Annotated in this window: 15 protein-coding genes; 2 read left to right on the forward strand and 13 right to left on the reverse strand. The window is 71.4% G+C overall.

Features of this window, described 5'->3' with window-relative positions; genetic code table 11:
* Nucleotides 1–18: 18 nt before the first annotated feature.
* The 13 genes from NYO98_RS10585 to NYO98_RS10645 form a co-directional block, all read right to left on the reverse strand.
* Nucleotides 19–267, reverse strand: a complete 249-nt coding sequence (locus NYO98_RS10585; protein WP_268111633.1) for a hypothetical protein — start codon at nt 265–267, stop codon at nt 19–21.
* Nucleotides 268–375: 108 nt separating this feature from the next.
* Nucleotides 376–1,002, reverse strand: coding sequence for a hypothetical protein (locus NYO98_RS10590; protein WP_268111634.1), 627 nt, complete (start codon nt 1,000–1,002; stop codon nt 376–378).
* Entirely contained in the window at nt 995–1,453 is a 459-nt protein-coding gene (locus NYO98_RS10595; protein ID WP_268111635.1) for a hypothetical protein, read from the reverse strand. The genes NYO98_RS10590 and NYO98_RS10595 overlap by 8 nt, the downstream gene beginning before the upstream one ends.
* A complete protein-coding gene (locus NYO98_RS10600; protein WP_268111636.1) occupies nt 1,450–2,346 on the reverse strand; it encodes a helix-turn-helix domain-containing protein in 897 nt (298 codons plus the stop codon). The genes NYO98_RS10595 and NYO98_RS10600 overlap by 4 nt, the downstream gene beginning before the upstream one ends.
* The gene (locus NYO98_RS10605; RefSeq protein ID WP_268111637.1) at nt 2,343–3,368 is read right to left on the reverse strand and encodes a class I SAM-dependent methyltransferase; all 1,026 of its coding nucleotides are present in this window, start codon (nt 3,366–3,368) and stop codon (nt 2,343–2,345) included. Before NYO98_RS10605 ends, NYO98_RS10600 begins: the two co-directional genes overlap by 4 nt.
* A 13-nt stretch (nt 3,369–3,381) precedes the next feature.
* Nucleotides 3,382–3,678 carry a winged helix-turn-helix domain-containing protein gene (locus NYO98_RS10610; RefSeq protein WP_268111638.1) on the reverse strand — a complete coding sequence of 99 codons (297 nt, stop codon included), beginning with the start codon at nt 3,676–3,678 and terminating at the stop codon, nt 3,382–3,384.
* Nucleotides 3,679–3,696: 18 nt separating this feature from the next.
* Nucleotides 3,697–4,167, reverse strand: a complete 471-nt coding sequence (locus NYO98_RS10615) for an HNH endonuclease (RefSeq protein ID WP_268111639.1) — start codon at nt 4,165–4,167, stop codon at nt 3,697–3,699.
* Nucleotides 4,164–4,529 (reverse strand): hypothetical protein, encoded by a 366-nt coding sequence (locus tag NYO98_RS10620; RefSeq protein WP_268111640.1) that lies wholly within the window; start codon nt 4,527–4,529, stop codon nt 4,164–4,166. Before NYO98_RS10620 ends, NYO98_RS10615 begins: the two co-directional genes overlap by 4 nt.
* The gene (locus NYO98_RS10625) at nt 4,526–5,221 is read right to left on the reverse strand and encodes an ERF family protein (protein ID WP_268111641.1); all 696 of its coding nucleotides are present in this window, start codon (nt 5,219–5,221) and stop codon (nt 4,526–4,528) included. The genes NYO98_RS10620 and NYO98_RS10625 overlap by 4 nt, the downstream gene beginning before the upstream one ends.
* Nucleotides 5,218–5,937 carry a hypothetical protein gene (locus tag NYO98_RS10630; protein WP_268111642.1) on the reverse strand — a complete coding sequence of 240 codons (720 nt, stop codon included), beginning with the start codon at nt 5,935–5,937 and terminating at the stop codon, nt 5,218–5,220. Before NYO98_RS10630 ends, NYO98_RS10625 begins: the two co-directional genes overlap by 4 nt.
* A complete protein-coding gene (locus tag NYO98_RS10635) occupies nt 5,934–6,863 on the reverse strand; it encodes a YqaJ viral recombinase family nuclease (protein ID WP_268111643.1) in 930 nt (309 codons plus the stop codon). Before NYO98_RS10635 ends, NYO98_RS10630 begins: the two co-directional genes overlap by 4 nt.
* 59 nt (nt 6,864–6,922) lie before the next feature.
* Nucleotides 6,923–7,117 carry a helix-turn-helix domain-containing protein gene (locus NYO98_RS10640; protein WP_268111644.1) on the reverse strand — a complete coding sequence of 65 codons (195 nt, stop codon included), beginning with the start codon at nt 7,115–7,117 and terminating at the stop codon, nt 6,923–6,925.
* Nucleotides 7,114–7,383: a helix-turn-helix domain-containing protein gene (locus NYO98_RS10645; protein ID WP_268111645.1), complete on the reverse strand. Its 270-nt coding sequence runs from the start codon at nt 7,381–7,383 to the stop codon at nt 7,114–7,116. The genes NYO98_RS10640 and NYO98_RS10645 overlap by 4 nt, the downstream gene beginning before the upstream one ends.
* A gap of 206 nt (nt 7,384–7,589) precedes the next feature.
* Between NYO98_RS10645 and NYO98_RS10650 the strand changes: the two genes are divergently transcribed.
* Together NYO98_RS10650 and NYO98_RS10655 are read left to right on the forward strand one after the other, a co-directional pair.
* Complete coding sequence (locus NYO98_RS10650; RefSeq protein ID WP_268111646.1) at nt 7,590–7,979, forward strand: hypothetical protein; 390 nt, start codon at nt 7,590–7,592, stop codon at nt 7,977–7,979.
* A gap of 94 nt (nt 7,980–8,073) precedes the next feature.
* Nucleotides 8,074–9,174, forward strand: coding sequence for a site-specific integrase (locus NYO98_RS10655; RefSeq protein ID WP_268111647.1), 1,101 nt, complete (start codon nt 8,074–8,076; stop codon nt 9,172–9,174).
* Nucleotides 9,175–9,193: the final 19 nt, after the last annotated feature.

A 9,193-nucleotide genomic window follows, 5' to 3' on the forward strand; every position in this document is an offset into this window, starting at 1 on the left:
CCTAGGTGGTGTTGGTTCTCAGTAGAACGGGCTCATCATCGAGATCCGGCTCAACGTGTCGAGCATCTTGGCGATGCCGTTGACGCTGAGCGGGGCCTCGGGGAGGTCGATGTCGAACACGACCCCTTCGTCGTCGGACCACAGCGGCGTGACGGTGGCGATGTCCTCGTGGCTCACCGGGATCGACACCACCTCGGCGACGGCCGTGCCCTCGCGGATCGGTCCCCACGTGAAGCCGCCGGGTGGCGTGGCTTCCATTGCGCTCATGTTCTTGTCCCCTCGTTTTTCGTCATCACAGGTCTCGGGTTGCTGACATCTACGCTACGTCTAACTATCGTAGACAATAGGCTAACACGCCGCCAGTTGAGGCTTGAACTACCCCGGCCCCGAGAAGTCAGACGCACGGCCGCCCGTGGAAGTTTCTGACACGGACGACTCTTTGAGAATGGGGTCCGCCACCCCCCACACCCGGCGGCACGACGGCATCCCGCACCCGATCCGCCACCCGGCCGGGTCGACCCACAGCGACGGCATCCCGCACGCCGGGCACGTCTCCTCGATACGGAACGGGCGAAGCCCCCGGGGCGGCTCCACGATCCGCGAGGCGATGCGGTGGTGGTCCCACACCTTCTCCACGACCTCGGCCGCGAGGTCCGGGTCGGCGGCGTGGAGGTCCGGCAGGCGATCCGCGACGACGCCGAGGCGTCCGGCCGTCGTGGTCGACATCGCGCCCTTGATCCGCAGCGTGCCGCGGGCGAGGTCGGCGTACCGGCGGGCGTCCGTCTCGATGGCCCGGCGGACGTCGACCACCTCGACGTCGATCGGCACCGGCTGCTCGATGCGCGTCCCCCGGATGCCCACGCCGTCCGACGGCGGACCCGGGCGGGTGCCGTGGGCGACGTACGCCCCCAGGTCGGCGTGCTGCGCGGCGAGCTCGCGGCACACGGCCGCCGCCCGGGCGATCCACCCGGCCATCGCCCGGGCGTGCTGCTGGTCATCCATCGGTGCCTCCGTTCGTCGTTGCCTTGCCTGCCATGAGCGCCCTGAGCCGGCCGGGGTTCGGACCCGGCAGGGGCGGCGGGACGTCGACGCCGAGAACCCCGCACGCGTGGGCAATCGCCTGGTCCTCCGTGGCCCCGTCCGCGAGCGCCGTGCGGGCCGCCTGCTGCCACCGCTGCTCGCGGCGCGGCTGGTCGGCCAGCACCGCCGGGGGCGTCGGCGGGGTCACGCCCACCAGACGCTCCCGGCGGATGACGCGCACCCGGCGGATGATGTCGGCGGGCATGATCCACTCCCGCGTCTCCCGGTAGTGCGCCACGATGGCGTCGCGGGCGTCGGCCAGCCGGATGTCGGCGAGGGCGGCCCCCCATGCCTGGGCGTCGGCCTCCCCGACCGTGCGGCGGTCGAACGAGGACGCGATGCCGAGGGCGGCGGCGGCCTCCGCGGCGTTCACCCGGCACCGCCCCACGTGCCGGGCGGGAGGGCGGCCGGGCCGCCCTGCTCCTGCTCGGCCAAGCGGCGGGCGAGGTCGAACGCGTCGCCCACACGCTGGTCGGTGGTCGACGGCTTCGGGCCACCGTCCCGGGCCGGGTACGGCGGGTCATCCCAGCGGCGCTGGTTGAGCCACGTCGCACCGTGCGGGATGAACTGCGCCTCGGGGAGGTTCGGGTCCGCCGCCATCCGCTCGGCCCCGGCCACGATCACGCCGAGGTCGACGGTCGCCCGCGTCTCGCGGCCGATCTGGCGGACGACGGACGCGAACGCCTTGCGCGCCGCCTGCTTGCCCGTCTTGCGCGGGTAGGCCGCCCAGAACGCGTCGAACGCCTCGGCCATCACCGCGTCGTCGCACGCCGTCGGCGGCGTAGCCGATGACGATGAGTGGTTCATGGACGGTTCAGTACGGTTCAAGGACGGTTTGTAGGAAACAGCGTTCCCCCCGTAACTACCCGGCTGTTCCCCCCGTGCGACGTCGCTGTTCCCCCCGTGCGACGCAGCGTTTCCCCCCGTGACGGGTGCGGCAGGAACGTCGTTCCCCCCGTGGACGGCAGGAAACAGGTTCCCCCCGTCCATCGCGAGGTCGTAGACGACCGGACGGCGGTCGGCGCGGAGGTGCCCGACGATGCGCTGGTCACCGCGGCGGATGATCCCGGCCTCGGCGAGACGGCGGAGCTTGGTGCCCACCGTCCGCTCGGTGCAGCGGGCGTACTCCGCGAGGGTCGCACGGGACGGCCATGCGCCCGTGCCGTTGCTGCCCGCGTGGTCGGCGAGGCCGATCAGCACGAGGTGCTCCTGCGCGTCGATGACGGGGGCGTGCTTCAACGCCCAGACCATCGCTTCGAGGCTCACGCGTCACCCCCGGCGGCCTCGTGGTCGGCCACGTCCTCGTCGAGGTCCGTGGTCGGCCGGTCACCGTTCGCGGCGATGGTCGCCTTCTTGGCGTCGCCCTTCACGAAGACCAGCAGGTACTCGTGAATCCGCCCGGCCTTGCGCGACGCGTCGAACTGGCGCGGCGTGCGGACCGCGGCCGTCCCGATGGGCGTCAGGAGGATGTGGTCGTTGTAGAGGTCCAGCCCGGCGTCCTGAAACGCCCGGATGGTGTCGGGCACGAGGCCGACGCACGACCCGTCCCCGCCCTTCTCGCGGACCTCGCCCACGACCCACGCCGCGAAGCGGTTGTCGGCCAACGTCTCGCACGCGTCGCGGATGATGCCCCGGTACGCGTCGAGGAAGTCCCCGTAGGGCATGTTCGACAGGTCGCCCGGGTCGTCCGAGTACTTCTCGAGGTACGCGTACGGCGGGCACGAGAACACGAGGTCGGACTCGTACCCGTCGGCCACGAGGCCGGGCACGACCTCGGCGCTGTCCCCGGCGATCCACGACGGCACGACGTCGCCCGCGATGTCGGCCTGCTGGCGGTTCGCTTCGACCTGCTGCGCCCGCAGTTCAACCCCGGTGTAGTTCCGGGCCATCGCACCCGCCACGACGCCCCTGACGGACCCGCCCGCGAACGGGTCGAGGACGCGGTGCCCGGGGGCCGAGTACCAGCGATAGACGAGCTCGCACAACGTCGGCGAGAAGATCGACGTCTGGCTCGACTCCTGGGCGGACCTGAGGTGCCGCTGGTCGTGCATGAAGTCCATCCGCATGTTGAAGGTCAGACCGTCGTCGCGGCCGAGCTCGGACTCGATGCCGAGCGCCCTCCACTTCTTGTCGCGCCGCTGCCACGCCTTGCCCTTGCGGTCGAGGACGGAGAACGGCGGCTCGGTGTAGCGCTCGCGGAGCAGGTTCGACGCCTTCGGCTTCATGTCGAACAGGCCCTCGTCGGCGAACGGGTCTGCGGTTGCGGTGGTGTCGGTGTCGTTGGTCATTCGTCTACGCTCCTTAGACGTTCACGGCACGCCAAAGACGCGCCCGGTTGCCGAGGCCGGAGGTCCCGGCGTTGTCGGGGACGGCCTCCACGAGGCCGTCGTGGACGAGTTCGCTCGTCCGGGTGCGGACGCCCGACGGCGACGCCGAGACGTGCACCATGAGGTCGTCGTGGGTCATCGGTCCGTGGTCCGTGAGGGCCGCGAGGACCTGCTCACGGATGCGGGGCCGGATGGTGACGGCCTTCGCCGCCGCCTCGTGCGACGTGTCCGGGTCGCTCGCCCGGACGGGCAGGGTCGTACGTGTGGTCATGCTTCGCTCCTTCGGTTGTTACGGGGTGGGGTCGGGGATGGTGAACGCGGCCCACACCGGGCCGGGACCGAGCCACCAGGCGCGGTCGTGACGCCACACGGGCATCTCGTCCGGGTCCATCCACGACGGGACGATGAAGCCGCGGTCGGTGGCGAGGGCGACGTTGTGGTGCGCCCAGTGGTGGCATCCCGAGCAGAGGGCGACGAGGTTGCCGAACGTGTCCGGGCCGCCACGGGACCGGAGCTTGCGGTGGTGGCACTCCCACGCGTCGGGGTCGAGGCCCACGCCGCACCGGTCGCACAGACCGCCCGCGCGGCAGTAGATCGACGTGCGGAGGTCCGCGTCCATCGACGGCCGCTTGAGTCCGCGGGACTTGGCCTTGCGCCGCGCCTTCGGCGGGTTCGGGGCCTTGCCGTGGGAACCCCGGCGGCTGATGGTCGACCGGGCGGCGAGCGGGGTGCGCCGCGCGATGGGGCCGCCGCGCTTCACTGCTCGCCCCGACCGGCGACGGCGAACATCTGGCGAACCGATGCCCCCACCGACTGGTAGGCACGGAGCTCGGACTCCAGCGCCTTGGCGAGACGGTCGGCGTACTTGTAGGCGACCTCCGCGACGTCGCGCGCCTGCCGCTCGTCCTCCGTCTCAATCTCGACGGTGGCCTCCTTGTCCTTCACGGTGCCCTCGGCGTTGAGCCACGCGCGGGCGTGCGCGAGGTCGTAGGCGTGGTCCGCCTGCATGAAGGCCTTGTAGCGGTCGTTACAGACGCCCGCGCTGTTGGCGATCCGCTCCGCGATGTCGCGGATGCGCGTCTCGATGTCGACGGGGTTGAGGACGTCGATGCGCTCCGTCATGCGTCACCGCCCTCGGCTGCCGCCTCGGCCGCCGCGGTGGCGTCCGGGTCCGGGTCCGAGCCGGCCGTCTCGTCCTGGGCCAGCTCGTTGGCCCGGGCGTCGAACTCGTCGCGGATGTGCTGCGGCGCGCTGCCGACGCTGTGCGCCCGGTAGACGGCACGAAGGGCCTCGATGTCGGTCGCCGCTGCCATCGCCTCGCGCACGGCCGTCTCGGGGTCGGTGACCTCGCCCGTGGTCGTGTTGACGTGCGGGACCGTCTCGTAGGAGGACGCGTCCGGGTCCGGCTCGTCGGTCGGCATCGTGAGCGACTGGATGAGCGCCGTGCGGAACGCGACCGACATCGCCTTCGCGGTGGCCTTGTCGCCCGAGTCCATCGCCTCGGCCGCCACGGTGGCCCGCAGCGTGTCGCCAGCGGGGCCGGTGAACACGAACGCGACCACGACGCGGCAGAGGGTGAGGTTGCCGCCGCTGCGGGTCGTGGCGGCGTCGTACGCGACGGTCTGGAGGTCGGGCACCACGACGACTCCGTGACGGACGAGGGCCGGGTGAACGGCCTTCATCACGGCGTCGATCCCGCGGAAGTTGAAGCCCTGCTGGTTGTTGAAGCCGTCCTTGCCGACCGCGCCGACGTCGGCCATGACGCGGACGAGGGCGGCGGACACCGTGGGCGTCTCGGTGGCGGTGGTGGTCATGCGGTCTCCTTCGTGGTGGTGGTGTCGGCGGCGAGGGCGTCGTCCCAGCCGTCGGTGATCGAGGGCGCGTTGTCGGGGTCCATCGCCCGGCGCGGCATGAGGAGCGCGATGTAGTCCTCGCCCATGCGGAGGACGTACGGCTTGCCCGGGCCGCCGGGTGCCTGCCGGATCAGCACGGCCTCGCGCTTCGGGGCCGCTGCCCGGAGGTCCGCGAGCCGGTGGAAGTCGACGGACATCACGCCGCCGAACGCCGGGGCGTCGTCGTCCCACGTGGCCGCGTCGCGCACGAGGCGCTTCACGTCCGGGTAGTTCACCGGGCCGACCTGGGGGACCGGCGCGGACGCGGACGCGTGCTCCAACGTCGGGGCGACGAGGGTGTGGTCGTGGCCGATGAACCGGACCTCCTTCGCGGTGACCTCCACGCGTACGTCGGGGTTGGCCCGGCCGCGTGCCCGGAACGTCTGGAGGACGCGGGAGAGGTTGTCGCGGTGGATGTGCACCGTGACCGGCTTCGCGGCCGGGTGCTTGTCGTCCCACCGGACCCGGGACACCGAGCAGGCGAAGCGGTCCGTGGTGATGAGCAGCGCGTGGCGCGGGCCGACCTCAAGCCGGGCGTGGCAGAGGACCGGGAGGTACTCGTCGGTCCCGATGGTCTTGAGCACGGGGGCGATCCAGTCGCGGAGGCCGCGGACCGTCGTGCGGATCGTGGCGCTCATGCGTCCACCACCGAGAGGCGCGTGCGGGGCGCGGTGCCGATGAACCGCTCCGCGATGTCCGGGTGGGCCTCGATCAGCCCGGCCTTGTCGAACGTCTCCGCGTCGTACGCGGTGAGCGACACCCGGGGCTTGCCCCACAACGTCAGGAACCCGCCCTCGTCACCGATGGCACCGCGGAGGCGCTTCTCGATGGCCTCGCGGTCCGCCTTGAGCTTGGTCTGCTGCTCCTTGATGACGGCGAGGCGCACGAGGTCGTCCTCGACCATCTCGGGGATGCGGGCCTCGACCTCGCGGGGTGCCCACCGGGTCGACAACGCCCGGGCCTCGACGCACGCCCAGAAGTCGCGCTCGGCCTCCAGAATCTCGGCGATCCGGGCCTCGTCGCGGGGGATGGGGCCGACGTGGAAGATCTCGGTCACGGAGTCGACCCACTCCGACTCGGGCCGCTTCTGCCAGCCCTTCGGGTTCACGCCGACGACGAAGCGGGCGTGCGCCCGGCCGGTCACCGCGAGGTAGTGCTGGGTCTGGTCGTACGCGTGCGGGCTGATGTCGCCCGCCTTCCACGCCGCGTAGTGCTTGGTCGTGGTGCCGGTGGTCTTGCACTCGAGGATGCCGCCGTCCGACGTGAGGGCGTCGGGGTTGGCGTACCGCCACGACTCGGCCTTGTTGCGGAACAGGCCGCCCGGGCGGACCTTGATCCCGTGGTGGGCCTCGGCCTCGGCGAGCAGGCGGGGCTCCAGCATGTGGCCGAAGCGGAACATCGGCAGGTTGAGCTCCGCCGGGTCGTCCGTCGCGATCTTGTCGTTGTAGACGTCGCGCGGCGTCACCTTGCCGACGTGCGTCCCCATGAGGACGGCGGCGTCCGTGCCACCGATCCCGGCCCGGCGCTCACGGAGCCATCCGATCCGGTCCGTGTTCTCGTCCACGTCTACCCGGTGGGCGTCCGGCGTGCGCCAGTTGGCGCGCGTAGCCTGTTCCTTCGATGTCATCCTTCGCTCCTGTTCTTGGTGATGTAGGCCGCCACGTCGGCCGGGTCGAACCGCCACGAACCGCCGACGCGAACCGCGGCCAGGTGGCCGTCGCGGCGGAGGCGGGCGACCGTCCACGTCGACACGGCGAGGCGCTCGGCCGTCGCGGTCGGCGTCAGCAGGTGGTCGACCCCGACGAAGCCCGCCGTCATGCGGTGGCGAGCGGTGCGCCGTCCCGGTGCATGAAGAGGTCGTTGACCTCGACCCCGAGGGCGTCCGCGATGCGCTCGGCCTTGTCCTTGGCGATGCCGTACGCGGGCTTCGCGGCGACGTTGCTGATGGTCGACCGCGAGACGCCGGTGACGGCCTCCAGCGCGCGGATCGACAGCCCCGCCTTGTCAATGGCCTCGTCCACGACGCCCGGGCCGCGCGTCACGACGACGGCGACCCCGTGGGGGAGGGGTGCGGTGGTGCTCATGGTGCTCCTTCCGTTGTCCGTTCGTCCACAACGATTAGACGATGTGCCGACGAACGTACGTCAAGGAATCGGCAATGTCCAAACTAGGTGCGCCGCGTGTCGTCAATCACTAGACGGGCACCGTCTATAACCCCTAGACTCGTAGGGCGGGGTCAAGGAACGGCCCCGGTCCCCCCCACTACCTACGGAAGACAGGACCTTGAAACATGAGCACCGACCTCCCGCCCACCCTCAACCTCGCGGCGCTGATCCGTCGCGAGCAGGACAACACGGGCGCGTCATACATGGACATCGCCAAGCGGTCCGGTCTGTCTAAGGCCAAGATCGGCCAGTTGGCGGACCCCGCCTCGCGGCACCAAGTCCGCGGCGAGACGCTTGTGAAGTTGGCCGAGGGCCTTCGCCTGCCGCTACCCGTCGTGCGCCGCGCGGCGATGGTGACCGCCGGTATTAGCGACGAGAGCGAGGGCGGCCAGAACGCACGCATCGAGCTCATCGCGAGCCAACTCGCGCTCCTAGACGAGACCACCCTTGAGACCATTGCCGCGATGATCGACGCCGCCGTGCGGTCGCAGGCGAAAGCGAAGAAGAATGGCTAGGCCACCTCTGCCCGTCGGGACCTGGGGCGCGGTGCACGTCGTCCCCGCCGGGTCCGGGTTCCGTGCCCGGACACGGTTCCGCGACCTCGACGGAGTGACCCGGGAAGTGGAGCGCACCGGCAAGACGAAGGGCGCGGCCCGCAACGCCCTCACCACCTACCTCACCGAACGGACCACCCCGGCCGCCGACGCCATCACGGGCGAGTCGCTCGTGCGCGACGTGGCCGCCGTGTGGCTCGCCGAACGGTCGACCGGTGCGCGCCCGCTGTCCATCACGACGCGTCGCCGCTACCGCGAGGTCATCCACGACCACATCGCGCCCGCTGTCGGGTCGCTGCGGGTCCGCGAGGCCACGGTCACCCGGCTCGACCGGTTCGTGAAGAACGTGACGGCCGACGTCGGCCCGGCCACCGCCAAGCTGTGCACGTCCATCCTCTCCGGGGTCATGGGCCTCGCCGTCCGCCACGGGGCCGCCGCTACGAACCCCGTCCGCGACATCGCCAAGGTGCACGTCGACTCGAAGCCCGTCCGGGCGATGACGTTCGAGCAGGTGTCGACCGCCCGCTCCGCCGTCGCCGCGTACGTCGCCGGGGAGCCGATCATCCCGGGCGAGCGCGTCCTCCGGGGACGGTCCCGGGCCGACGACCTGCTCGACATCGTGGACGTGATGCTGGCGACCGGTATCCGCATCGGCGAGGTCTTGGCTATCCGGTGGTCCGACGTCGACCTGGAGGCCGGGACGGTGACCGTGTGCGGGACGATCATCCGCGACGACACCGTGACCCCCTCGCGCATGGCCCGCCAGCCGTTCACGAAGGGCAAGAAGGAGCAGACGTACCTCCTGCCCGCGTTCGGGGTCGAGGCGTTCATGCGCCGCCGGGTGGCGATGACGCACGGCAACGTCGAGGACCTCGTGTTTCCCTCGCAGGCCGGGACGGTCCGCGAGCCGGGGAACGTCCGCACGACCCTCGGCCGCATCCTCGACAAGGTGGACCTCGGCTGGGTCCGGCCGCACACGTTCCGCAAGACCGTCGCGACTGTCATCGAGCGCGAGGCCGACCTCCGCACGGCGTCCGCCCAGCTCGGCCACGGGTCCGAGGCCGTCACGCGCCGCCACTACGTCGAGCGCGCCACCGTGGGGCCGGACACGCGGCACATCACGGCCCGCTTCGTGCCCGCGTCGTCCAACGACTGAGGACGGTCGTCCGCGCGTT

Source organism: Nocardioides pini (genome assembly GCF_026712185.1).
GTDB lineage: Bacteria > Actinomycetota > Actinomycetes > Propionibacteriales > Nocardioidaceae > Nocardioides > Nocardioides pini.

Excerpts from the sequence above, each read along its gene's own strand:
- NYO98_RS10650 (WP_268111646.1), top strand. The coding sequence starts at position 7,590 with ATGAGCACCGACCTCCCGCCCACCCTCAACCTCGCGGCGCTGATCCGT.
- NYO98_RS10585 (WP_268111633.1), bottom strand. The coding sequence starts at position 267 with ATGAGCGCAATGGAAGCCACGCCACCCGGCGGCTTCACGTGGGGACCG.
- NYO98_RS10620 (WP_268111640.1), bottom strand. The coding sequence starts at position 4,529 with ATGACGGAGCGCATCGACGTCCTCAACCCCGTCGACATCGAGACGCGC.
- NYO98_RS10605 (WP_268111637.1), bottom strand. The coding sequence starts at position 3,368 with ATGACCAACGACACCGACACCACCGCAACCGCAGACCCGTTCGCCGAC.
- NYO98_RS10640 (WP_268111644.1), bottom strand. The coding sequence starts at position 7,117 with ATGACGGCGGGCTTCGTCGGGGTCGACCACCTGCTGACGCCGACCGCG.
- NYO98_RS10645 (WP_268111645.1), bottom strand. The coding sequence starts at position 7,383 with ATGAGCACCACCGCACCCCTCCCCCACGGGGTCGCCGTCGTCGTGACG.
- NYO98_RS10590 (WP_268111634.1), bottom strand. The coding sequence starts at position 1,002 with ATGGATGACCAGCAGCACGCCCGGGCGATGGCCGGGTGGATCGCCCGG.
- NYO98_RS10630 (WP_268111642.1), bottom strand. The coding sequence starts at position 5,937 with ATGAGCGCCACGATCCGCACGACGGTCCGCGGCCTCCGCGACTGGATC.
- NYO98_RS10610 (WP_268111638.1), bottom strand. The coding sequence starts at position 3,678 with ATGACCACACGTACGACCCTGCCCGTCCGGGCGAGCGACCCGGACACG.
- NYO98_RS10625 (WP_268111641.1), bottom strand. The coding sequence starts at position 5,221 with ATGACCACCACCGCCACCGAGACGCCCACGGTGTCCGCCGCCCTCGTC.